We start from the raw sequence: 23,995 nt of genomic DNA, 5'->3' as shown, positions 1-23,995 counted from the left end.
AGGATGAGCGGTCACGGCAGGAGGAGCGGCGCGATGAACGGGGAACAACGGGCGGTGACGCGGTGACGCCGCGCGGTTGGGCGCTGCTGACCCTGGCCGTGCTCACCCTCGCGCTGGTCGTGCTGGCCGCGCTGCTCATCCCGTGGCACCGCCCGCCGGCACCCCGGGCCGACCAACTCGCCGCGCTGCGCGACCTTCCGACCGAGCAGGTGGCCAAGGGGCGGGAGTTCCGGGCCGCGCTGCGTCCCGGTGGCTACGCCGCGCTCGCCATTGGGCTGCTGATCGCCCTCGCGCTCGGCTTGACCCCGTTGGGCAGTCGTCTGGTCGAGCTGGTGGGCCGGCCGTTCGGTGGGCACTGGGCAGCGCAGGCTGTGCTCGGCGGGCTGGCGGTGGTGCTCGTCGCCGACCTGGTGACGCTCCCGTTCGCCGCCTGGCGGCAGAGCGTGCTCACCCGCTACGGGTTGAGCACCAACGGCTGGAGCGGCTGGGCGGTCGATCTGCTCAAGTCGTACGCCGTCAGCGCGGTGATCGGCGCGGTGGCGCTGTTCGGCTTCTACGCGGTCATCCGGCTCGCGCCACGCTGGTGGTGGGCGTTCGGTGCGGCCGGCGCCGCGGTGCTCGTGGCGCTGCTGTCGTTCGTGCTACCGGTGCTGGTGGAGCCGGTGTTCAACCGCTTCACCCCGATGGAGCAGGGCCCGTTGCGCACCGAGCTGATGAGCATGGCCGCCCGCGACGGGGTGCCGGTGCGTGACGTGCTGGTCGCCGATGCCTCCCGGCGCACCAGGGCGGTCAACGCGTACGTCTCCGGTCTCGGGCCGACCCGACGGGTGGTCGTCTACGACACGCTGCTGCGCGAGGCGACCCCGGCCGAGGTGACCGCCGTCGTCGCGCACGAGTTGGGGCACGCTAAGGACTCCGACGTGGCGGCCGGCACACTGACCGGGGCGCTGGGCGCCGCGGCCGCCGTGGTGGCGCTCTACCTGCTCGGCTCGTGGGGGCCATTGCTGCGGCTGGCCGGTGTCGACTCGGTGGCCCAACCGCGCGCGTTCCCGCTGCTGGTCGCCCTGGTCACGGTGGCCGGGCTGGTTGCCGCTCCGGTGCAGGCGTTGATGTCCCGCCGGGTGGAGGCGCGGGCCGACGCTCACGCGCTCGCGCTCACCAACGACCCGGAGTCCTTCGAGTCGATGCAGCGCCGGCTCGGCTCGGTCAACCTCGGCGACCCCGACCCGCCCCGCTGGGAATACCTCTATTCGGCCTCACATCCATCCACAGTGGAGCGGATGGCCGCCGCCCGCGCGTACGCCCGGGAGGCCGGCCGATGAACCGCACCCTGCTGATCACCAATGACTTTCCGCCCCGCCCGGGTGGGATCCAGTCGTTCGTGCACAATCTCGCGGTCCGTCAACCGGCCGGCTCGGTGGTCGTCTACGCGTCGAGCTGGCGTGGGGCCGCGAAGTTCGACGCCGACCAGCCGTTCGAGGTGATCCGGGAGCGTACCCGGGTGTTGTTGCCGACCCCGTTGATCGCCCGGAGGGCGGCTCGGTTGGCGCGCGCGTACGACTGCGACACCGTGTGGTTCGGCGCGGCGGCCCCGTTGGGCCTGCTGGCGGCAGGCCTGCGGCGGCGGGCCGGCATCCGCCGGGTGGTGGCGCAGACCCACGGCCACGAGGTCGGTTGGGCGGCGGTGCCGGCCGCCCGGCCGGCGCTGCGGCGCATCGGTCGGGGTGTGGACGTGACCACCTATCTCGGCGAGTACACCCGCAGCCGGTTGGCCCGGGTGCTGGACGGGGTCACCGAGCTGCGCCGCCTCGCGCCCGGGGTCGATGTGGACACCTACCATCCGAGCGTGGACGGTGAACAGGTCCGGGCCCGGCTCGGGTTGACCGACCGGCCGGTGGTCGTCTGTGTGTCCCGGCTGGTGCCACGCAAGGGTCAGGACACCCTGATCCGAGCCCTGCCGGAGATCCGCCGCCAGGTGCCCGACGCGGCCCTGCTGATCGTCGGTGGCGGGCCGTACCGGGCGACCCTGGAGAAGCTGGCCCGCCAGACCGGTGTGGAACGGGATGTGGTGTTCACCGGCACGGTGCCGTCGGTGGAGTTGCCGGCGCACTACGCGGCCGGCGACGTCTACGCGATGCCGTGCCGGACCCGCAACCGCGGCCTCGACGTCGAAGGGCTGGGCATCGTCTACCTGGAGGCATCCGCGACCGGCCTGCCGGTGGTGGCCGGTGATTCCGGCGGCGCGCCGGACGCGGTCCGGGAGGGGGAGACCGGCTACGTCGTCCGCGGTCGGGACGTTGCCCAGCTCGCCGACCGGGTCGCCCGGCTGCTCGCCGACCGGGACTTGGCCCGTCAGCTGGGCGCTGCTGGCCGGGCGTGGGTGGAACGGGAGTGGCGCTGGGAGGCGCAGGCGGAACGCATGGCGGCACTGCTCGCCGGCTGACGGCTACCTGAAGGCAGTGGCCCGAGCTCCATCCTGGAAGGAGGGGCTTCGTCGCCGTGGACGATGCCCCTCCGTTGCGCGCTTGAGCGCGATCGGGTGGATCAGGAGGCTACCGTCACGGTTACCGATCCGATGACGATCCGATGATCGGAGCAGGCGCCGCCACAGCTGTTGGAAATGGTCAGCGAATCACCATCGTAGGCACCCACGATCTTGTCCTCCCGTACGAAAATCAAATCGATTTTCTTGCCCGGCCCGCACGGGCCGGGAGGAGTCCCATCGTCCTGGGTGTTCTCGCCGTATCCGACGCAGCGCGAATCACGATCGTCAAGCTCCCGATGGGCGCCAACGTTGTTGGGGTTGTTCGCCGTGTTCACCGACTGCGCATACCACCTGTCCAGGCGGTTGTAGCTGGGCTGGGCGTTGAAGTCGCCCGCGATGATTACGGTGTCGCCGCTGGCGTTGAACGCATCCACGTGAGCACGGACCGCGTCGAGCTGCTGCTGGTTGATCGGGCTTCCCCCGATGATTTCGCTCGACGTGGTGATATGGGTCGTGCAGAACCGAAGGTGTGGCCGGGCCTCAAGCGGGGTGCACAACAACTTCCGCTTCTCCACCCGGCCGTCGTCCGGCAGCGTGATGCGGTCGGCAGTGCCCATCGGTGCCTTGCTGAAGAGGGCGATGCCGGACTTCTCGCCGCCGCAGCCGGTGTCGTTGGTGCTCTCGAACCGCGAGTAGTCGTCCTCGTTCTCGCCCCAGTCGGACGCCCGGAGATTCGCCTGCACCGCCTTGTACTGCCCCCAGCACAGCTCGTTGAGAGCGGCGAGATGTGTTGAGCGGTTCCGGATGGAATTGGAGATCACGTCAATCAAGCCGTTGCTGGTCGAGCCGCGGTGCATCGTCCAGCCCGCCACGTTCCAGGTCCATACGTTGTAGCTGACGTTGGCGGCTGCCGAACTGACACCGGCGCTCGCCAGTAGAACAGTGAGAATTGTTGCGGCCGCCAAGCCGCCCTTCCAGATACGCACATCTACCCCCGTAATTGGCGCGAGAATGCGTATCGTAGCGCCCGCTCAAGTTCCACTGTGGACCCGCCGGCTCGGTGCGAGAAAACTCGCGTATCGGGCCGCGCCCGGCATGTTCGCGAGCGCTGTCGGTTGCGCTCGACGGGGCCCGGCGAGGAGCAGGCGTTCAGCTCTCCCGGGCGGGCGCGTAGTGCGGGACGTACTCCTGGCCGGTGAGCTTCTGGATCGCCGCCATCACCTCGTCGGTGACCGTCCGGATGTCGCGGGGCCCGTTGATCCGCTCGGCGACCGGGATCGGCGGGCCGAACCGCAGGGTGATCGGGTGTCGACGGGGCAGCCGCGCGTCGACCGGCAGCACCTCGGCGGTGCCGGTCACGCCGACCGGGATGATCGGCACGTCGGCGTCGCGGGCCAGCCGGGTCATCCCGACCCGGCCCCGGTAGAGCCGCCCGTCCGGGGAGCGGGTGCCCTCCGGATAGACGGCGACCAGGCCGCCGGCGCGCAGCACCGGGACGGCGGCGTCGAGGGCGCGCAGGGCGGCCCGGCCGTCGGCTCGGTCGACCGGGATGGCGCCCATGCCGGCGACGATCCGCCGGTTGAGCCAGCCGCCCGGACCACGCCCGTTGAAGTATTCGACCTTCGCCCAGAAGGTGACGTGTCGGGGCGTCGAGGTGACGAGAAACAACTCGTCGGCGACGGACAGGTGATTACCGGCGAGGATCGCGCCGCCGTTTCGGGGCAGATGCTCCAGCCCTTCCACCCGAGGGTGCCAGCCGAACCGCAGCGCGGTGCCGACGGTCAGTTTGGTGACGTCGTACAGCAGGGGCACGTGTCCTCCGGGGTCGGGTTTCTGGCCGGCGCCGGGCCGAGGTGGGCGTCCAGCGTGGCGCGCAGCAGGGCATCGTCGTCGGTGGCGCCGGTGGCCAGCGGCAGGCTGCCCCAGGCCCAGAGTTGGGCGATGCCGTGCAGGTTCGCCCACAGCGCGCCGGCCAGCACCGCCGCGGGCGCGTCGGTGGGCCGGCGCGCCTGTGCCACCAGGTCGGCCAGCACGGCGAACAGCGGCAGGCTCGTCTCGCGCAGCCGCAATCGGCCGCTGTCCAGCAGGTCGTGGCGGAACATCAGCTCGAACATGCCGCGATGGGCCGCCGCGAAGTCCAGGTACGTCCGGGCCAACGCGGTCAATCGGGTACGCGGGTCCGGACCGACGTCACGCAGCGTTCGCTCGAACCGGGCGGTGAGGTCGGCGAACCCTTCCCGGGCGATGGCGGAGAGCAGGTCGACGTGGGTTGGGAAGTAGCGGCGCGGTGCGCCGTGCGAGACCCCGGCACGACGGGCGATCTCCCGCAGCGACACCGCCGACTGGCCCTCGCGCAGCACCAGATCCACCCCGGCGGCCACCAGCCGAGCCCGCAGCCCCGTCTCGTCCGCGTCCATAGACACTGTCTACCAGTCGCCGTAGACGCCGTCTACCTCGTCGGTGGGGTGGGCTTCAAGCAAACGTGTCTCGGGGGCTGCCGTGCCTTGCCGGGATCAGCGTGATGCCGGTGAGTCATCGTGATGACTCACCGGCATCACGCTCAACGGAAGATCCGACCCCGCGTGGTCCGCTCGCGTCGTCCGCTCGTCTGCGCCCAACTGGTGAGCCCGGCGAGCTGCGGGTGATGGGTGAGCCGCAGTTTGGGGGAGTGGGCGGGGACGGGTTGGGGCGTGCGGGCCCGAGGGTCAGCGCATGCGGGCCAGGATGCGATCGGCGGGGGCCGGGCGGCCGAAGTGCCAGCCCTGTGCTGCGTCGCAGCCGATCGCGCGTAGCCGCTCGGCCTGCCCGGCGGTCTCCACACCTTCGGCGGTGACGGTCAGGTCCAGCGCGTGCGCCAGCGAGACCAGGGAGGCGAGGATCCGCTCGTCGGTGCGGCCGACGGAGGGCGAGCGCAGGCCGGCCACGAACTCTCCGGCCACCTTCAGCTCGGTCACCGGCAGGTCCCGCAGGTACGCCAGGTTGCTGTAGCCGGTGCCGAAGTCGTCGATCGCGATGCGTACCCCGAGGTCGGCAAGGACCCGCAGGGCACGGACCGGCTCCTCGGCGGTGCTCATCATCGTGCTCTCGGTGATCTCCAGTTGGAGGCGCTCCGGTGGCAGGCCGGTCTGCCGCAGCAGCGCGCGGACCTCCTGCACCAAACCGGGCCGGTGCACCTGCCGTACCGCCAGGTTGACGCTGACGAACGGCGCGGCGGCACCCCCGGCCGACCACGCCTCGGCCTCGCGGCACGCCTCGGCCAACACCCATCCGCCCAGCTGGACGATCAGGCCGGTTTCCTCGGCCAACCCGATGAAGCTGTCCGGGCGCAGCACCCCCAACTCGGGGTGCCGCCAGCGGACCAGCGCCTCCACGCCGACCAGGCTGCCGTCGCGCAGTGAGGTCAGCGGCTGGTAGTCGAGGTAGAACTCGCCCCGCTCCAACGCCGCCGGGATGGCCGCGGAGAGCGCGTAGCGGGCCAGTTCACGTTGATTGCGCTCGGCGTCGTAGAGCGCCCAGCGCGCCCCACCGGCGGACTTCGCCCAGTGCAGAGTGCTGTCGGCGGCTCGCATCAGGTCCGTGGGGTTGGCACCGGCCACCTGGCGCTCGACGATGCCGATGCTCGCCGAGATCTGCAGCTCGTGCCCGTCGACCAGGGCCGGTGTGCGTACCGCGGCGAGCGCGGTCTCGGCCACCGCCACCATGTCGTCGGTGCCGGCGGTGCGTTCCACCAGGATGACGAACTCGTCGCCGCCGAGCCGGGCCACCAGGTGCTCGCCCATGGCCTTGCGCAGCCGCTCAGCCACAGTGGCCAGCAGAAGGTCGCCGATCTGGTGCCCCAGCGTGTCGTTGACCACCTTGAAGCGGTCCAGGTCCAGGAAGCACACCCCGACCCGCTGCGCGCCCCGGCCCGGCTCGTTGAGCGCGGCGGCGAGCCGTTCGGTGAACAGCGTCCGGTTGGGCAGGCCGGTGAGCGGGTCGTGGGTGGCCTGATGCCGGAACCGGGCCTCGCTGGCCCGCAGTGCCCGCTCGGCCTGGGTGCGGGCCCGCATGGCGGCGCGGCGGATCGACTCCTGCTCGTCGAGCGTCCGGTCGCGCAGCGCGCGGGCGTAGCCGGTCGCGACGGCCGCCAGCAGCCGGGCCATCCGGTCCTCGACGTCCTCGGCCACCAGGCCTAGGTCGCGCACCAGGCGGAGCTGGATGACCTCGACCGTACGACCCAGCCCCTCGGCGGAAGCGATGTGCGCGGCGACCAACTCGGCGCCGACCCGGTGCCCGGCGCGCAGGTCGAACGGCTCGGTGCGCAACGCCCCGGCCAGTTCCCCGGTGAGCCGGTCCAGAAGGGACTCCAACTGGGCCTGGGTCATCGGTAGGTAGCTGGTGCCGGAGACCGCCTTCGCCCAGGCCCGGGCGAACGTCCCCGGATAGGGGTTCGCCCCGGGCGACTCAGTCACCGAGGCGCCCGACGCCGCCCATGAAGACCGCGCGCTCGGCGTCCTCCGCGCTCTCCGGAGTGTCCGGTCGCCACTCGGGCACCCAGACCACGCCGGGGTCGAGCAGCTCGAAGCCGTCGAAGAGCGCGGTCAGCTCGGCGCGGCTGCGCACGGACAGCGGGTTGTCGGTGCGCCGGTAGACCCGCTCCGCCTCGGCGCGTTCGTCCTCGCTGCGCCCGTCGTCGCTGGCTTGCGACAGCACCAGGTAGCTGCCGGGCGCCAAGGCGTCCCGCAGTGTCCGCAGCAGCTCCGCCGGCCGGTCGTCGTCGGGGACGAAGTGCAGGACGGCCACTACCATCACGGCCACCGGCTGGCTCAGGTCGAGCAGCTTGCGGACGTCCGGATGGGCCAGGATCGCCTCCGGGTTGCGCAGGTCCTCCTGCACGACCACGGCCTGCTCGTTGCCGGCGAGGATCTCACGGCTGTGCGCCACCGCCACCGGGTCGACGTCCACATAGACCACTCGCGACTGCGGGTCGAGCTGCTGGGCGATCTCGTGCACGTTGCCGACCGTCGGGATGCCCGAACCGATGTCCAGGAACTGCCGGATCCCGGCGTCGGCGAGGTGGTGCACGGCGCGCCGCAGGAACGCCCGGTTGGCCTGGGCCATCAACGGTGCCTCGGGCACCGCGGCGACCATGGCCTGCGCCGCGGCCCGGTCGGCGGCGAAGTTGTGTGAGCCGCCGAGGTAGTAGTCGTACATCCGCGCGACGCTCGGGCGCTCGATGTCGATGGTGTCGGGTGCCCAGTCCGGCCGCTGCATGCGTTTCACCCCTCGAATCCGCGACGCGAGCATCGTCGCCCGCGCGGGTATTGTGCACCCGCCACGCACGCCAGACCATAGCGCGCCGAAGGTTGCCCGCCGACGTCGGTCGATGCGCGACGGTCCGCGCCTGCCGAAGCTGGCGCGGACCGTCGGTCGCGTCGTCCCGCTCGACGAGCGGGATGCAGGTCAGAACTTCGGCGCGTCCGGTGCCTCGAGCAGGCCCAGCCGGAGCGCGGTCATCAGGGCCTGAGCCCGGTTGGCCGCGCCGAGCTTCTCGTAGAGCTTCGAGATGTGCGTCTTCGCCGTGGACTCGCTGACGAACAGCTGCTTGGCGATGCCCGCCACGCTCATCCCGTCGGCGAGCAACCGCAGCACCTGCCCCTCCCGGGGAGACAACTGCGGGCCGGACGGGGCGAGCCGGCGCTTCATCGCCTCGGCCAGGTCGGCCGCCGTGAACGCGCTGGGGGAGGAGGCGGCGTGCCGTGCGGCGGCCACCACCTCGTCGGCAGGGGCGGTCTTCGGCACGAAGGCGCTCGCGCCGGCCTCAAGGGCGCCGAAGAGCTGGTCGTCGCCCGCATACATGGTCAGCACCACGATGCCCATCGACGCGCTGGACTTCCGCAGTGCGCGGGTGGCCTCCAGGCCGCTGCCGTCGGGCAGCCGCAGATCCATGATCACCACGTCCGGCTGCAAGGCGCCGGCCTGGCGTACTCCCTCCGCCGCCGTGGCCGCCTCACCGACGACCTCGAACTGGCGGTCGCGCTCGAAGGCGTGCCGCAAACCCTTGCGAATCAGGTCATGATCGTCGACAAGGAGGACCTTGGTACGGGTGGCCGGTATCGGACTTGTGGTCATCCTCGGGTTACTCCCCTTCTGGTGCTGCGCTGCCGCGCACGTTATCGCGCCGGGCCGAGGTGCCGAGAACCACCGCCACAGTCGTGCCGCTGGGTTGCCGCGGCCTGATCTCCAACCGGCCCCGGATACGTTCCGCCCTCTCGGCCATGATCGCAAGACCGTACCGCCCGTCCGGGCGCTGGTCAGCCATCCCCTGACCGTCATCCGACACTTCTATTTGCGCGTACGGGGGGTCGACCTCACACGTGACCCACAAATTCGACGCCCCGGCGTGCTTGCGCGCGTTGGTCACCGCCTCCTGCGCGATGCGCAGCAACTCGGCTTCGGTGGCGGCCGGCAATCGGGCGGTGGACTCGTCCAGCGAGAGGTGCACCCGCAGTCCGCCGGACGCGCCCACGGTGCGCGCGTACTCGGCGATCGCCGCGGCCAACCCACCCTGCCGGTCCACCTCGCTGCGCAGCTCGAAGAGGCTCAGCCGCAGCTCCTGGATCACGCGTGTCACCTCGCCGCGCAGCGTACGCAGGGCCTCGGCGGTCTCGTCGGCGTCGTCGAAGACGGTGGCCAGGGCGTTGTCGATGCCGTAGCCGACCATCACCAACTCCTGGGCGACCCCGTCGTGGATCTCCCGGGCCAGCCGCTGCCGCTCCTCGTTGGTGGCCAGCGAGCGCACCTCGTCGAAGAGCAGCGCCGCCTCCAGCCGCAGCGCGGCCGGGCGGGTCAGCGCTGTCACCCGGGACACCACCGGTGGTGGGTACGCGTGCGCGGCGTCGGCCTCCAGCACCACCAGCCCCACAGTGCGCACCCCGGCGACCAGCGGAATGATCAGCGCGGACACGTCGCCGCCGCGGTGCGAGCGGGACTGCGACCGGGCGGCAGTGGTGGCCTGCTGGGTGGCCCAGGCGTCGGCGATCGCCGAGTCCGCGTCCAGCGTCGTCTCCCAGTCCACCCGGTCGACGCCGGCCTGGGCGAGCACCACGAGCCGGCCTCCGCCGCTGGCCGACAGCACCGCGCCCCGGTCCGCGCGGGCCACCGTGCGCAGTTCCTCCAGCAGGTGCTCGGAGATGCCGCCGGGGTCCAGGGTCGCCCCGGGCAGCTGCCGGGCCACCGTCCGCAGCTGGGTCAGCAGCCGGGTTGCCTCGGCGTACGGCTGGGGTTTGCCCTCACCGCGGACAGCCATCACCCGGTGCAGCGTGCCGGCGGCGTAGAGCCCCAGCGCCGCCAGGATCAGCCACTGCGCGCACACCGCTAGGTAACCCAGCTGGCCGAGCTGGAGACCACCGTCGACCTGGGTCAGCGCGCCGCTGAGCAGCAGGGTCGCGGCGGTGACGACGAGTAGCGCGGCGCCCTCCGGGAAGCGGCGGCGCAGCGCGGTGACGGTCACCGGGACCGCCAGGTAGGGCAGCACCGCCGAGGCGCCCAGGCCGTCGACTGTGCCACCGATGGACGCCACAGCGGCGACGTGGCTCGCGGCCAGCCCCAGCACCACCACCTCGGCCACCCGGCTCAGCGGGCCGACCAGCCGGTGCTGCGGTGCCAGCAGCGACGGCAGCCCGGCCACCGCCAGCAGCGCGATCCACCAGAGCTGGGTGACGTCGCGGGTGGCGAACAGGGTCAGGATGGCGATCAGCGCCAGCATCACCACGCGGGCGGCCGCGGCGAGGGGATGCGGGTGCGGGGCGGTGGCTGTGGATGCGGGCACGTGACGGATGGTAGTCAGCCTCGGTAGATATCGGCGATCTCCGCCGCGTACGTCTTGTGGACAACCTGGCGCTTGACCTTGAGCGACGGGGTCAGCTCGCCGGTCGCCTCGGTGAAGTCGTGGGGCAGGACCCGGAACACCTTGATCGCCTCGGCCTTCGACACGGCCTGGTTCGCGGCGTCGATCGCCGCCTGGATCTCCTTGCGGAGGCCCTCGTGCTCGCGCAGTTGCTCGATGGTGGCGTCGAGGGGCATCCCGGCCTTCTCCAGCCAGGTCGGCAGCGCCTCCTCGTCGACGGTGACCAGCGCCGCGATGAACGGCTTCCGGTCACCGACCACGACACACTGGCTGATCAACGGGTGCGCCCGGACCAGGTCCTCCAGCACCGCCGGGGCGACGTTCTTGCCGCCGGCGGTGACGATCAGCTCCTTCTTGCGGCCGGTGATGCTCAGGTAGCCGTCGGAGTCGAGCTGGCCCAGGTCGCCGGTGCGGAACCAGCCGTCGGCGCTGATCGTCTCGGCGGTCGCGGTCTCGTTGCGCCAGTAGCCCCGGAAGACCAGCTCGCCGGAGATCAGGATCTCGCCGTCGTCCTCGATCCGCACTGTCACGCCGGGAAGCGGACGACCGACGCTGCCCATCCGGGTGCCGCTGGGCAGGTTCGCGGCGGCGGCGGGGGAGGTCTCGGTGAGGCCGTAGCCCTCCAGGACCGTCACGCCGACGCCCCGGAAGAAGTGGCCGAGCCGGGCGCCGAGTGGCGCGCCGCCGGAGATCGCGTCCCGGCACCGTCCGCCGAGCGCGGCGCGCAGCTTGCGGTAGACCAGCCGGTCGAAGACCACGTGCTGGGCGCGCAGCGCCAGGCCAGGGCCGCCCGGGGTCTCCAGGGCCTCGCTGTACGCGATGGCGACCTGCTCGGCGCGGGCGAAGATGCCGCCCTTGCCGTCCGCCTCGGCCTTCTGCTTGGCGGCGTTGTAGACCTTCTCGAAGACCCGGGGTACGGAGAGCACGAAGGTCGGCCGGAACGCCTGTAGCTCGGCGACCAGGTTCTTGGTGTCGGCGCAGTGCGCCATTGTGGCTCGCGCCTGCACGACGCCGATCTGGATGAGTCGGGCGAAGGCGTGCGCCAGCGGGAGGAAGAGCAGGGTGCTCGCGCCGGCGTTGAACAGGTTCGGCAGCACCGGCACCGCGTTGGCGATGTCGGCGTACATGTTGCGGTGGGTGAGCACGCAGCCCTTGGGCCGGCCGGTGGTGCCGCTGGTGTAGATGATCGTGGCCAGGTCGCCGGCGCGGACGGCCTTGCGCCGCCGCTCGACCTCGGCCAGCTCGACAGTGGCACCGGTGGTGACCAGCTCGTCGACCCCGCCGCTGTCGATCTGCCAGACCTGGCCCAGCTCCGGCAGCCGGTGCCGGACACCGGCGATCAGGGCGGCGTGGGCCTCGCTCTCCACCACGACGGCGACCGCGTTGGAGTCCTCGAGGATCCACGCGGCCTGCTCGGCGCTGGACGTCTCGTAGATCGGCACCGTCACGGCGCCGACGGCCCAGATCGCGTAGTCGAGCAGAGTCCACTCGTAGCGGGTGCGGCTCATCAGCCCGACCCGGACACCGGGCTCGATGCCGGCGGCGATCAGCCCGCGGGCCACGGCGGCCACCTCGTCGCGGAACTGGAGGCAGGTCACCTCGGTCCATTCGGTGACGGTGCCGTCGGCGCGCGGGGTGGGGCGGGCGAACTGGACGGTGTCGGGCGCGACTTCGGCGTTGTCCCAGACCGGATCGGTGAGGTTGGCCGCGTCGCCAACGGTGACGATCGGCGGGACGGAGAACTCGCGCACCTGCACTCCTTCGTGCTCGCACTGGTTGGGCCGGCCGCCGCCGTGGCGTCGGCATGTGTCGAAACCTACCCGGCGGGCGGTCGGGGTGAGACAACCAGGAGGCGGGTAGCCTCCCCCCATGGCGGACTCCTCCACCCAGTCGATCATCATCGGCGCCGCACCGGATCGGGTGACGGCGGTCATCTGCGACTTCGCGCGTTACCCGGAGTGGACCGACGCGGTGCGTCGCGCCGAGGTCGTCGAGGAGTACGAGGACGGCTACCCCAGTCAGGTGCGTTTCACCATCGACGCCGGGGTGATGGCCGACGAGTACGTGCTCGCCTACGAGTACGCCGAGGACCTGTCCCGGATCGAGTGGCACCTGGTCGCCCCCTCGAAGATGCAGAAGGCCCAGCGTGGTTCGTACGACCTGGTGGGTAACCCGGACGGCAGCACGACGGTGACCTACACGCTGGAGGTCGACCTGTCGGTCGGCATGCTCGGGATGTTTCGGCGCAAAGCCGAGAAGATGATCATGGACACCGCGTTGAAGCAGCTCAAGCGCCGGGTAGAAGCAACCGGTGCGGCGCAGTGACGTGTCCGGTGGCACGGTAGAGGAGCCGACGGTGGGTGGAACGGATCCGGGTTCGGCCCGGGAAGAGGCGGAGCGACTGGTCGCCACCCTGCTGGCGGGGGCGCGACTGGCCTCCGCCAGCTCGGCGGGCGGCGCGTTCGGCTCGTTGGGCGGGATGCTGTCCGGTGTCCTCGGTCACAGCGCGGGCCCGGACGCCCGCTCCGGCGCCGGTGGTGCTTTCGCCACCGGTTCGGCCGAATGCTGCGTCTGCCCGGTCTGTCGCGGCATCGCCGCGTTGCGGGACCCGAGTCCGGAATTCGCCGAACGGCTCGCGACCGGCGCCGGTGACCTCGCCGCGGGCGTCGCCAGCCTGCTCCGCGCGTTCTCCCCGCCGGAACCGTCCGCGCCGAGCCCCGCCGAGCCGGCCGCCGAGCCGACCACCCCGCCCTCGCCGGCACCCGCCGCGAGCAGCGACGGCGTGCTCCCCGAGCCACCCCCGAGCGCCCCGCCCACCGCGACAGTCGACGACCACGTGTGGCGCGATGCCACCCGTACCGGGCATGATTCTCAGCCGGCGCCGGAGCGGGATGTCTGGTCGGTCGCCACCCGGACGGCGGACCCACTCGCCCCGGCCGCCGTACCACCCGTCGACGAGGCCGGGACGGCGACCGTACCGGCACCGACCACCCGTCCCGTGGTGCCCGCCTCGCGGGTGCCCGATGACGCCGACGCGGAAGCATCGGGCGACGGCGCCTGAGCGCGGGACCTTCCGACCCGGACCGGCACTGGGCCGGAACCTGGGCCGGACAGCACAGCAGAGGGGGGCGGTAGCGGTGACGCTGACCATCGGAGTCGACGTCGGTGGCACGAAGGTGGCCGGCGGTGTCGTGGACGACACCGGCACGGTCCTCGTGCAGACCCGACGGGACACTCCCGCCGATGACGTGGCCAAGACCCGCGACGTCATCATCGAGTTGGTCGGCGAGCTGGCTGCCGGGCGGACCATCGAGGCCGTCGGCATCGGCGCGGCCGGTTGGATCGACGCCAGTCGTTCGACTGTGCTCTTCGCTCCCAACCTGGCCTGGCGTGACGAACCGCTGCGCGAGTACGTCAGCGAGGCCGTCGGGCTGCCCGTGATCGTGGAGAACGACGGGAACGTCGCCGCGTGGGCCGAGTTCCGCTACGGCGCGGCCCGCGACGCCGACGACTCGATGATCATGTTCACCATCGGCACCGGTGTGGGCGGCGGCATCGTCCTCGGTGGCGACCTGATGCGCGGCGCGCACGGCATCGCCGCGGAGTTGGGCCACATGCTTGCGGTCCCGGACGGGCACCAGTGCGGCTGCGGCCGGCTGGGCTGCATCGAGCAGTACGCCAGCGGCAGCGCCCTGGTGCGGTTCGCCCGAGCCGGAGCCCGGCAGGAGCCCAACCGGGCCACCGCCCTGCTGAAGCTGGCCGGCGGCGAGGCCGAGGCGATCACCGGCCCGATGGTGACCGCCGCCGCACAGGGCGGCGACCCGGTCTCCGCCGAGGCGTTCGCCCAGATCGGCCGGTGGCTGGGCACCAGCCTCGCCGACATGGCACAGATCCTCGACCCGCAGACCCTGGTGGTCGGTGGCGGTGTGATCGACGCCGGTGACCTACTGCTCGGTCCCACCCGCCGCTCGTACCTCGACGCGCTCGCCCAGCGTGGTCGCCTGCCGGTGGCCGAGGTACTCCCGGCGGAGCTGGGCAACAGCGCCGGGGTGATCGGCGCCGCTGACCTGGCCCGCCGGATCTGAGGCGGTCCGGGATGGGCGTGCCGCTGCGCGTGGTGTCGTACAACATCCACAGCCAGCGCGACGACACCGCCGCGCTCGCGGCGGTGGTCCGGGCCGCGACTCCGGACGTGGTGATCGTGCAGGAGGGGCCGCGCCGGTTCCGGTGGCGGCAGAAGTCCGCCACGTTGGCCGAGTCGTTCGGTCTGGTGGTGGCCGCCGGTGGGCTGCCCGCCCTGGGCAACCTGCTCCTGACCAGCCTGCGGGTCCAGGTGCTGGGCACCCACTGCCAGCGCTTTCCGCTGACCCCCGGCCGGCACCTGCGCGGGGCCGCGTACGCCGACTGCCGGGTCGGTGACGCCCGGTTCACCCTCGCCGGCTCACACCTGTCCACCGACCCGGCCGAGCGGCCCTCCCAGGCCGCCGAGTTCAAGCGTGGCCTGGACGCGGCGACCAGCCCGGTGCTGGCCGGGGCGGACCTCAACGAGGGTCCGGACGGGCCCGCCTGGGCCACCGTGTCGCGCGGGTTGACCGACGCGGCGGTGGCGGCCGACCGGGCCGAGCGGCTCACCTACTCCTGCGCCGACCCGCGCCGACGCATCGACGCGCTCTTCGTCGACCCGCGGATCACAGTTGTCGACTACGACGTGGTGGACACCCCGCAGACCCGTCGGGCCAGTGATCACTTCCCGGTCCTGGTCGACCTGCTGCTACCCGCCACCGGCTGACCCCCGAGCCCGGCTCGGCCGTCGGCCCGTCCGGCCCAGGACTGGACATCCGGCCCGGTTGTGGAGAGGATTTCGCGGCGACCGGCACGCCTGCCGTACCAAAAGGAGATGTCCCCGGTGTCCACCTCCACCGACCACGGCCGGCCCGACCCGGAGGCGACCTCGCCCGCGGCGAACAGCGACGGCCGCCCGGTCTCCGACCGGGGCGACACGGTCTGCGTCATCGGGGCCGGCGCCAGCGGCCTGACGGCCATCAAGAACCTGCGTGAGCACGGTTTCGGCGTGGACTGCTACGAGCGGGAGACGGGCGTCGGCGGCGCCTGGAACTGGCGGCACGACCGCAGCCCCGTGTACGCCAGCACCCACCTGATCTCGTCGAAGCCGTTCACCCAGTTCCCCGACTTCCCGATGCCGGACTCCTGGCCTGACTACCCGCACCACGGTCAGTTGCTGTCCTACTTCGAGCGGTACGCCGACCACTTCGACCTGCGTTCGCACATCTGGTTCGGCACCGAGGTGATCCGGGTCGAGCCCGTCGAGGGCGACCGTTGGGACGTGACCACACGCTCCACTGGCGGGTATGGCCCGGAGCGCACCGCCCGGTACGCCGCCGTGGTGATCGCCAACGGCCACAACTGGTCGCCGAAGCTGCCCCGCTACGAGGGCCTCGAACAGTTCCGCGGCGAGATCATGCACGCCTCGTCCTACAAGGACCCGGCGCAGCTGCGCGGCAAGCGGGTGCTGGTCGTCGGCGCCGGCAACACCGGCTGCGACATCGCCGTCGAGGCCGCCCAGCAGGCGTCGCGCTGCTGGCACTCCACCCGCCGGGGCTACTGGTACGCGCCGAAGTACGTGCTCGGTCGCCCCGCCGACCAGGTCAACGACAGCCTGTTGGCGCTGCGGGTGCCGCTGCGGGTGCGGCAGTGGCTCTACCACTGGACGCTGCGGCTGACCGTCGGCGACCTGACCCGCTTCGGTCTGCCCAAGCCCGACCACCGGGTGTACGAGACACACCCGATCGCGAACAGTCAGCTCGTCTACTACGTGGGTCACGGCGGGATCGGCCCGGTGCCGGACGTCGCCCGGTTCCACCCGTACGCGGTGGAGTTGGCCGACGGCCGCGAAATCGACCCCGAGGTGGTCGTCTTCGCCACCGGTTACCTGCCGCGCTTCGAGTTCCTCGACGCGTCGGTGTTCGGAGACAGCGCGGGCGCGGGTCGGCCCACGCTGTGGCTCAACGCGTTCACCCCGGGGCATCCGACCCTGGCCGTCGCCGGCCTGCTGCAACCGGACTCCGGGCTGTTCACCCTGTCGCACTGGCAGACGGTGCTCTTCGCCCGGCTGCTACAGGCACGTCGGGACCGGCCGGAACGGGCCACGGCGTTCGCGCAGCGGGTACGGGACCGGGCGGGGGAGCGGTACTCCGGGCCGGTCAAGGACAGCAGCCGGCACTGGTTCGAGGTCGGGCACGCCGACTATCTGCGCGCCATCCAACGCGCCCTGGTCGAGCTGGAGGGCAAGTGAGCGCGAGGAGTGAGCTTGCGAGCCCCGCAGTCGCGAACGAAAGGCTGGCACGGTGAGCGCGAGGAGTGAGCTTGCGAGCCCCGCAGTCGCGAACGAAAGGCTGGCACGGTGAGCGCGAGGAGTGAGCTGCGGATCATGCGGGGCCGGGAGTGGTCCCGGCCGGTGCGGCCGGCCCGGCGGGAGGTGCTCAGCGCCGTCCCCGAGCTGGAGCAGGGGCGTCCGCCGCTGCTGTTCGTACCCGGGTTCGGGCACGGCGCGTGGGCGTTCGCCGAGCACTGGTTGGGTCACGTGGCGTCGCGCGGGTTCCCGGCGTACGCGGTGAGCCTGCGGGGGCACGGTGGCAGCGAGCCGGCGCCGGAGGCGACGCTGCGGGCGTACGCCCACGACGTGGTCCAGGTGGCCGCGAGTCTGCCGCGGCAGGCGGTGCTGGTGGGGCACGGAGCCGGGGCCCTGGTGGTGGCACACGCGCTGGCCCGCTACCCGGCGCGGGGCGCGGTGCTGGTGGCGCCGGTCTTCGGCGGCTGGGGCGTGCTGGGCGCGGCGTTGCGCCGCAACCCGGCGGGCACGTTGCCGGCGGTGTTCGGCGGGCCGTTGCGGCTCAACCGGGGGCAGCTGTTCAGCCGCGAGTTGCCCGACGAGGAGGCCCGGCGGTATGTCGGACGCCTCGGTCGGGCGGGTCGGCGGGCGCAGTGGGCGCTGCTGGGTGAGCCGGAGGCCGAGCCGGCCGTTGGCGCGCCCCCGGTGTTGGTGCTGGGCAGCCCGGACGACCGGGTGGTGCCGGCGTCTACGTTGACCCGGGTGGCCCGCCGGTACGGGTCGGCCCCGCTGCTCTTTCCCGGCATGGGCCACGACCTGATGCTGGACGCGCGGTGGGTGGAGCCGATCGACGCGATCCTGGACTGGCTGGAGAAGGAGCCGGTGGCGCACTGAGCAGCCGGGCCACCGACGGTCAGCCGCCGGCCTGGTGGACGGCCGGGCTGCCGGCCGGGGTGGCCGGTTGGGGCACCCGAGCGGCGCCGTCGGAGCCGGTGTCGGTGCTGGTCAGGCGACTGATCAGGCCGCCGCCCTCGTCCAGGGCGCGAAGGTAGGAGCGGGCCCAGGCCCGGATGTCGTGTTTGTGCAGGTGGGCGCGCATGGCTTGCATCCGCTGGGTGGTGTCGGCCGGGTCGGCCCGCAGCGCAGCGCGCAGGCCCTGCTTGAGCCCTTCCAGGTCGTGCGGGTTGACCAGGTACGCCTGGGACAGCTCGGCGGCGGTGCCGGCGAACTCGCTGAGCAGCAGTGCGCCGGTGTCGTCGACCCGCGCGGCCACGTACTCCTTGGCGACCAGGTTCATTCCGTCGCGCAACGGGGTCACCGCCATCACGTCGGCGACCCGGTAGAGCGCGGCCAGCTCGGCCCGGTCGAATGGCTGGGTGAGGTAGTGGATCGCCGGCTCACCGACCCGGCCGAACTCGCCGTTGATCCGGCCGACTTCGCGTTCGATGCGTTCGCGCAGGATCTGGTACTGGCCGACGCGTTCCCGGCTCGGCATGGCGACCTGCACCAGCACCGTGTCGCGGACCTTGACGTCGCCGCTGGCGAGCAACTCGCTGTACGCCTTGAGGCGTTGCTCGATGCCCTTCGTGTAGTCCATCCGGTCCACGCTGAGGACGACCTGCCGGGGATCGCCGAGGTCCTGACGGAGCCGGTGGGCCCGGGCGGCCACGTCCGGACGGTCGGCGAGCGCTGCCATCTCGGCGGTGTCGATGGAGACCGGGAACGCGCCGATGCGGACGACCCGGTCGTCGACGCCGATCCGCCGGTCGGTGGCCGGCAGGTCCAGCACCCGGGTCACCAACTGGGCGAAGTTGTGCGCCGCCTGCACCCGCTGGAAGCCGACCAGGTCGGCGCCGAGCATGCCGCGCAGCAGTTCGGCCCGGCGGGGCAGTTGCATGAACAACTCCGGCGGCGGGAACGGCACGTGCAGGAAGAAGCCGATGCGCAGGTCCGGGCGGAGCGCGCGCAGCAGACCGGGGACCAGTTGCAGGTGGTAGTCCTGCACCCAGACCACCCCGCCCTGCTCGGCCACCTCCGCTGTCGCCTCGGCGAAGCGCTGGTTGACCCGCTGGTACGCCTCCCACCACCGGCGGTGGTGCTGGGGCTGCTCCACGGAGTCGTGGTAGAGCGGCCAGAGGGTGGCGTTGGCGAACCCCTCGTAGTGGTCGCGCAGGTCTTCCGAGCTGAGCGCGACGGTGTGCATCCGCACGCCGTCCACGTCCGGCAGGGCGGGGGCCGGCCCGGTGCCACCGGCCCAGCCGACCCAGGTAGCTGGTGTGTGCCGCAGGAGCGGGTGCAGTGCGCTGACCAGCCCGCCCGGGCTGCGCCGCCACTCGCAGGCTCCGTCGGGGGCCTGATTGTCGTCGATGGGGAGGCGGTTGGCCACCACCACGAGAGAACTCTGTCGCATCTCGGGCATTCCGATCAGCAGAGGACTGACCGCCGCGAGCAAGGAAAAACCGGTCAGTCAGCGGGGGAAGTGACGTTCAGCGGTATTCCTACTGACAGTAAGTTACACCACTGTTACGCCCCCGGCGGGGCGCTGCTGTCCCGGGATGCGGGCCGACCGTCAGACGACGGCGCCGTTGTCCGGGTCGTCCTCGTCCTCGTCGCCGGGACGCAGCCGCCAGATCAGCGTGACGAAGCCGGCCAGGATGCCGGTGAACCCGAACAGCGTGACTGCGGAGCGGTCGATCGGGAGCAGCCACGGGAAGAGGAACAGCACGAACCCGACGACCACCCCGAGCACGCCGATCACCGCGTACTTGCTGACCCGCGGCAGCGGCGGCGGTGGCGGCGGGTGGTAACCCTCGTCGTCCTCGTCGTCGGGCAGGTCGGCGCCGAAGGTGTCCAACCCGTCCAGCAGCGACGGCTCGTCCGGTCGGGTGCCGCGCCCCACGGAAATCCCGGAGATGTCCGTCGCGGACGGCAGCCGCCGAACGTCGGTGGCGGTCGGACCTGGTTCGTCGGTGCCGGAGCGGGTCAGCGGCCCGGAGGTCGACTCGTCCCGGTTGTCCCGCTCGTCCACGTCCTCCGAGGCCGGCCACGGGCGGTCACCGGGCGTAGAGGTGGTGTGGAAGCCCGCCACGATCCGCGCCCACTCGGCGTCGATGTCCGGTTCGTCGCGAGCCGGTGGCTGCTCCGGAGCGGTCTCGTCGGCGAGCTGGGTCAGGTAGTCCCGGGCGGTGGTCAGGTGCGAGCGGTCGACGTAGAGCCGGTCGACCGGCCGGGCCGGCACCGTGGTGGTGCGGGTGACCGGGTTGAGGTCGGCCGAGGGCTGGAGGTAGGCGGCGATCCCACCGGCGGCCAGCACGTCGAGCAGGTGCTCACCGACGCGCGGATCGACGTCGCCGACGACGGCGTACTCGTTCGCGTCGAGCCCGTTGTCCCGCCGTCCCCGGCGGGCCCCACCCGCTGACACCCGGACATCCCCCTTAACGCGCCTTTCGGCGCGGCCACCGCTGCCCTTCGGCGCCAGTCCGCACGCCGTGCTCTGAATCGTGACACGTCAGGGCATGGTTCCGGGAGTGCGTTGTGTCGCGTCTTCCAAAGTCACGGCTGCTCCCGCAGGTCGCGGCGCGGCTCCTTTGTCCGTTCTTGCGCGACAAGTGCGATCTCGGTGATCGTTGGCAGAGGCGCGCCGCGATCCGCCGCGCGCTGGCTGGTCCCGTCGCCCGATTCCTCGACGCCGACGGCGAGACGCCCGAGGAGCGCCGCGGCGATGATGTGACCTGCGCCACAGTCTGAATTCGGTGTCCGCCGATGCGGGCGGGCCTCGATCCCATCCTCGATCACCCAACGTGATGAAGTCGATCCACCTGAGTCCCGTCAGTCTGGTTCGGGCGGCAGGCGGGAGCCGCTTCACCGCCTCGATCGTCCGTCCGCCTGTCGATCGCACCGCACCGTGAGTGACGAGGGCCTATCCGATGAATCCGATCGATCCGATCCGACGCATCGGCGTCCTTCGCGGATGTGTGTCCCTAAACGATCACCGTTTCTAGGCTCTCCACATCGCCTTGTCAATGCATTGATCAACGCTTACGGCTGTCCCTATGCTGCGCCGGAAATTCGGACTCGACACGGGGGCTGCCATGAATGAGCAGTTGGGTACCGGCATGTTCGTCGCGCTGGCGGGCGGAGCCTTCGCCCGCTGGGCGCGATGGGTCGCGGTGCTGATGGCAGTCGTCCTCGTGGCGACCCTGACGGACGTGCCGGCCCGGGCCGAGCGACCCGCCGTCGCGGCACCAAAACCGGTAGCCCAGCCGAAGCCGGCCTGTCCGGACGACCGCCCGGACGAGGTGTCCGCAGCGGTCACGGCCCGGCTGTGTGGCGGGCGGGTGGAGGTGGCGAACCGGCGCTCGGAGACGACTCAGGTGTTCGCCAACCCGGACGGCACGCTCACCGCCGAGCAGGCGTTGGCCCCGGTGCGGGTACGTCAGGGTGACAACACCTGGGTGCCGGTCGACCTCACCCTGCAGCGTCGGGCCGACGGCATGGTCGTGCCGAAGGCGCACCCGCGTGACCTCACCTTCGCCGGGGCCGCCACAGGCGCTGAAGAGCACGAGGTCGCCTCGCTCGGCACCGGCGCCGAGCGCGCCACGCTCGCCTGGAAGGGCCCGCTGCCCGAACCGGTGCTGAACGCACGCACGGTCACCTATCCGGACGTGCGGCCGGGCGTCGACCTGGTCTTCCACGCACACGCGACCGGGTACGAGCAGCACGTCGTGGTCAAGGACCGTGCCGGCCTGGCACACGTGCGCACCCTGAAGCTGCCGCTGAACACGGGGAAGCTCACCGCGGCTCAGGACGGCATGGGTGGCCTCGTCTTCAAGAACTCCCGTGGCAGCCAGGTCGGGCGGGCGCAGACGCCGCTGATGTGGGACGCGAAGGTTTCCCCGCTCTCCGGCGAGCGCGTCAACCACGCTCCGGTCGCCCTGCGTACGACGTCCTCCGGTGGCCGTACCGTGATGGAGTTGACCCCGGACAAGGACTTCCTCGCCCGGCCCGACCTGACCTTCCCGGTGACCATCGACCCGCCTACGTCGCTGTCGCCGTCGTTCGACGCGTTCGTGCAGAACAGCTACTCCAGCGACCAGTCCGGCTCCAGCGACCTCAAGCTGGGTTACTCCAACGAGGGCGGCACCTTCTACGCCCGGTCTTACCTGCGTTTCAACACCAGCGGCTTCGGCGGTAGCCGGATCATCACCGCGAAGTTGCGGCTGTGGAACTACCACTCGTGGTCGTGCACGGCCGCCTCCTGGGAGGCCTGGCGCACGGACGCGGTCGACTCGTCGGTGCGCTGGACCAATCAACCCACCGCCCGGGCGAAGGTCGGTACCTCGACCGAGACCCGCGGTTACAACTCGTCCTGCGGCGACGGCTACGTCTACGTCGAGGTGGGCGGCGCGTTGCAGCACAGCGCGGACAACAACCTGAGCAGCGCCAGTGTGATGCTGCGGGCCACCTCGGAGAGTTCCACGGCGGGCTGGAAGCGGTTCGATTCGGCCGAGGGTGGCCGTCCGCCGCTGGTGACCATCACCTACAACAGCGCCCCGTCCGCGCCCTCCGCCCTCGCGGTCGCCCCCTGCTACACCGCGTGCGGCTCCGGCGCGCGGACCTCGTCGCTGCGTCCGACGCTGTCGGCGAAGCTCGCCGACGCGAACGCCGGTCAGACTCTGCAGGCCGAGTTCGTCGTGCGCAACAAGGCCACGCAGGCGGTGGTCAGCTCGTCCGGTCTGCGCTCTGGCAGCCCGGCCTGGACGAACGGCTCGACCGCCTCCTGGCAGGTGCCGGTCGACCTGATCAACGGCACCCAGTACGAGTGGCAGGTCCGCGCGAAGGATCCGTGGAACTACGGCGGGTGGACGGCGTGGACGCCGTTGACGGTCGACACCGAGAAGCCGGGCGTGCCGTTCGTGTCGGCGACGATCTACCTCAACGACGGGCAGCCGCACGGTGGCGCCGCCCAGTCCGACACGTTCACCTTCACCCCGGCCAGCGGCAGCGCCGACCTCGCCGCGTTCGTCTACAAGCTCGACTACGACAGCGCGGCGACCACCGTCGCCGCGACCGGCGTGAAGTCGGTGACCCTCGCCCCCCGTGATGGGCACCGCACGCTGACCGTCCAGGCGAAGGACTCCGCGGGCAACCTGTCCAGCCCCAACCTGTACGTCTTCGACGCCGGCAACGCCGCACTCGCCGAACCGCTGCCCGGCGCGACCATCGTCAAGCGCACCAAGCTGCGGATCACCACCCCGGTTACCGGCTACACCCGCACGTACTTCGAGTACCGGCGCGGACCCGGTGGGGCCACCCTGCCGGTGCCGTCGGCGAACCTCACCTCGGCCACCGGCGCGCCGATCACCGCAACCGCCGCCAGCCCGGTCGCCCTGTCGACGCTCGGCGGGTACGCGATCTGGAACGCCACCGACACCCTCGGCCTGATCGGCGGCGTCGTCGAGGTCCGGGCGCACCTCTACACGGCCAGCGGCACCACGCCCGCGTACACCATCCCGTGGGTGCGGGTGAGCGTCGACTCCAGCGGTGACGGTGCGGCCGGCGATGAGGCTGGCCCAGGCTCGGTCAACCTGCTCACCGGTGACTACGCGCTCTCCGCCACCGACGCCGACGAGTTGGGCCTCTCGGTCACCCGCTCGGCCTCGTCCCGCAACCCGGCCGACGGATACCAGCCGATGGCGCAGCGGCTCACCGCCAACCAGCAGCAGGTCTCCACCGACCTGACGGGCTTCACCGTGCCGGTCACCTCGTCCGCGGTGCGCTCCACCGTCAGGGGACAGGGCGAGACGACCCCGGCGGACTCACTGGAGATCACGCCGGTCACCACGACCAGCAACGACACCTACGTCGCCGTCGGCGGCGACAACGGCGGGCTGCGGCTGAGCATGAGCCCCGGCAAGACGTACCGGATGACCGGCTGGATCTACGTGCCCGCCGCCACCGGCCTGGTGCCCGCGCACAACAGCCGCGGCTTGCGCATCGTCGGCCTCCACCGGGTGGGCACCACGTACGCCGAGGTCGCCTCCCAGATGGCCGGCTACTCCGACGGCTGGCAGGAACTCTCGGTCGACATGACCGTGCCGACCGGCGCGACCGAGGCGTTCTTCCGGCTCTACAACGGCATGCAGGGCGGCTCCGGTCGCAAGGTGTACTGGGACAACCTCTCGGTCACCGAAGTCGTCGCCCCGTTCGGCCCGTCCTGGACCGGCGGCGCCACCGGTGGCGCCGCCGAGGTGGACTACACCACACTCATCCT

20 protein-coding genes are annotated in these 23,995 nt (G+C 71.7%); 9 read left to right on the top strand and 11 right to left on the bottom strand.

The features are described from left to right. Positions 1–62: 62 nt before the first annotated feature. Together AB0C20_RS14075 and AB0C20_RS14070 are read left to right on the top strand one after the other, a co-directional pair. The gene (locus AB0C20_RS14075) at positions 63–1,322 is read left to right on the top strand and encodes a M48 family metallopeptidase (protein WP_357180893.1); all 1,260 of its coding nucleotides are present in this window, start codon (positions 63–65) and stop codon (positions 1,320–1,322) included. Then, on the top strand, positions 1,319–2,443 hold the full coding sequence (locus tag AB0C20_RS14070) for a glycosyltransferase family 4 protein (protein ID WP_357568115.1): 1,125 nt from the start codon (positions 1,319–1,321) through the stop codon (positions 2,441–2,443). Before AB0C20_RS14075 ends, AB0C20_RS14070 begins: the two co-directional genes overlap by 4 nt. Before the next feature lie 101 nt (positions 2,444–2,544). Here the strand turns inward: AB0C20_RS14070 and AB0C20_RS14065 are convergent, their stop codons facing one another. The 8 genes from AB0C20_RS14065 to AB0C20_RS14030 all read right to left on the bottom strand — a co-directional run bounded on the left by AB0C20_RS14065 (position 2,545) and on the right by AB0C20_RS14030 (position 12,124). Then, on the bottom strand, positions 2,545–3,471 hold the full coding sequence (locus AB0C20_RS14065; RefSeq protein WP_357568114.1) for an endonuclease/exonuclease/phosphatase family protein: 927 nt from the start codon (positions 3,469–3,471) through the stop codon (positions 2,545–2,547). Positions 3,472–3,634: 163 nt separating this feature from the next. Further along, positions 3,635–4,297, bottom strand: coding sequence for a lysophospholipid acyltransferase family protein (locus AB0C20_RS14060; protein WP_357180884.1), 663 nt, complete (start codon positions 4,295–4,297; stop codon positions 3,635–3,637). Then, the gene (locus tag AB0C20_RS14055; protein ID WP_357180881.1) at positions 4,267–4,902 is read right to left on the bottom strand and encodes a TetR/AcrR family transcriptional regulator; all 636 of its coding nucleotides are present in this window, start codon (positions 4,900–4,902) and stop codon (positions 4,267–4,269) included. Before AB0C20_RS14055 ends, AB0C20_RS14060 begins: the two co-directional genes overlap by 31 nt. 288 nt (positions 4,903–5,190) lie before the next feature. Continuing rightward, positions 5,191–6,849, bottom strand: coding sequence for a bifunctional diguanylate cyclase/phosphodiesterase (locus AB0C20_RS14050; RefSeq protein ID WP_357568120.1), 1,659 nt, complete (start codon positions 6,847–6,849; stop codon positions 5,191–5,193). A 79-nt stretch (positions 6,850–6,928) separates the two neighbouring features. Continuing rightward, positions 6,929–7,738 (bottom strand): SAM-dependent methyltransferase, encoded by an 810-nt coding sequence (locus AB0C20_RS14045; protein WP_357180878.1) that lies wholly within the window; start codon positions 7,736–7,738, stop codon positions 6,929–6,931. A gap of 189 nt (positions 7,739–7,927) precedes the next feature. Next, positions 7,928–8,596, bottom strand: coding sequence for a response regulator transcription factor (locus AB0C20_RS14040; protein WP_030337723.1), 669 nt, complete (start codon positions 8,594–8,596; stop codon positions 7,928–7,930). Between the two features lie 7 nt (positions 8,597–8,603). Then, the gene (locus AB0C20_RS14035) at positions 8,604–10,295 is read right to left on the bottom strand and encodes a GAF domain-containing sensor histidine kinase (protein WP_328652791.1); all 1,692 of its coding nucleotides are present in this window, start codon (positions 10,293–10,295) and stop codon (positions 8,604–8,606) included. A 14-nt stretch (positions 10,296–10,309) separates the two neighbouring features. Next, entirely contained in the window at positions 10,310–12,124 is a 1,815-nt protein-coding gene (locus tag AB0C20_RS14030) for a long-chain fatty acid--CoA ligase (RefSeq protein WP_357568113.1), read from the bottom strand. Between the two features lie 118 nt (positions 12,125–12,242). Here AB0C20_RS14030 and AB0C20_RS14025 point away from each other — a divergent pair, with 118 nt between their 5' ends. The 6 genes from AB0C20_RS14025 (at position 12,243) to AB0C20_RS14000 (ending at position 17,616) form a co-directional block, all read left to right on the top strand. Then, positions 12,243–12,698, top strand: coding sequence for an SRPBCC family protein (locus AB0C20_RS14025; protein ID WP_238682830.1), 456 nt, complete (start codon positions 12,243–12,245; stop codon positions 12,696–12,698). 31 nt (positions 12,699–12,729) lie between these two features. Beyond that, positions 12,730–13,434 (top strand): hypothetical protein, encoded by a 705-nt coding sequence (locus AB0C20_RS14020; protein WP_357568112.1) that lies wholly within the window; start codon positions 12,730–12,732, stop codon positions 13,432–13,434. A 76-nt stretch (positions 13,435–13,510) separates the two neighbouring features. Beyond that, positions 13,511–14,458 carry an ROK family glucokinase gene (locus AB0C20_RS14015; RefSeq protein ID WP_091407561.1) on the top strand — a complete coding sequence of 316 codons (948 nt, stop codon included), beginning with the start codon at positions 13,511–13,513 and terminating at the stop codon, positions 14,456–14,458. Next, positions 14,455–15,162, top strand: a complete 708-nt coding sequence (locus AB0C20_RS14010; protein ID WP_357181603.1) for an endonuclease/exonuclease/phosphatase family protein — start codon at positions 14,455–14,457, stop codon at positions 15,160–15,162. The genes AB0C20_RS14015 and AB0C20_RS14010 overlap by 4 nt, the downstream gene beginning before the upstream one ends. A 117-nt stretch (positions 15,163–15,279) precedes the next feature. Beyond that, positions 15,280–16,686 (top strand): NAD(P)-binding domain-containing protein, encoded by a 1,407-nt coding sequence (locus AB0C20_RS14005; protein ID WP_357180862.1) that lies wholly within the window; start codon positions 15,280–15,282, stop codon positions 16,684–16,686. Between the two features lie 135 nt (positions 16,687–16,821). Beyond that, positions 16,822–17,616, top strand: coding sequence for an alpha/beta fold hydrolase (locus AB0C20_RS14000; RefSeq protein ID WP_357181600.1), 795 nt, complete (start codon positions 16,822–16,824; stop codon positions 17,614–17,616). Positions 17,617–17,635: 19 nt separating this feature from the next. Here AB0C20_RS14000 and AB0C20_RS13995 read toward each other — a convergent pair whose 3' ends face one another. The 3 genes from AB0C20_RS13995 to AB0C20_RS13985 form a co-directional block, all read right to left on the bottom strand. Beyond that, entirely contained in the window at positions 17,636–19,132 is a 1,497-nt protein-coding gene (locus AB0C20_RS13995; RefSeq protein ID WP_357180859.1) for a trehalose-6-phosphate synthase, read from the bottom strand. Between the two features lie 159 nt (positions 19,133–19,291). After that, a complete protein-coding gene (locus AB0C20_RS13990; RefSeq protein ID WP_091407568.1) occupies positions 19,292–20,143 on the bottom strand; it encodes a hypothetical protein in 852 nt (283 codons plus the stop codon). Positions 20,144–20,274: 131 nt separating this feature from the next. Next, the gene (locus AB0C20_RS13985; RefSeq protein WP_357568111.1) at positions 20,275–20,517 is read right to left on the bottom strand and encodes a hypothetical protein; all 243 of its coding nucleotides are present in this window, start codon (positions 20,515–20,517) and stop codon (positions 20,275–20,277) included. 296 nt (positions 20,518–20,813) lie between these two features. Between AB0C20_RS13985 and AB0C20_RS13980 the strand changes: the two genes are divergently transcribed. Further along, positions 20,814–23,995, top strand: a 3,182-nt coding sequence (locus tag AB0C20_RS13980; protein ID WP_357568110.1) for a DNRLRE domain-containing protein, incomplete at its 3' end; no start/stop codon positions are given.

The organism is Micromonospora sp. NPDC048843, from assembly GCF_040649965.1.
GTDB lineage: Bacteria > Actinomycetota > Actinomycetes > Mycobacteriales > Micromonosporaceae > Micromonospora > Micromonospora hortensis.
The sequence above is the reverse complement of the archived record's forward strand: the minus strand, read 5'-3'. Positions and strand labels throughout refer to the sequence as shown.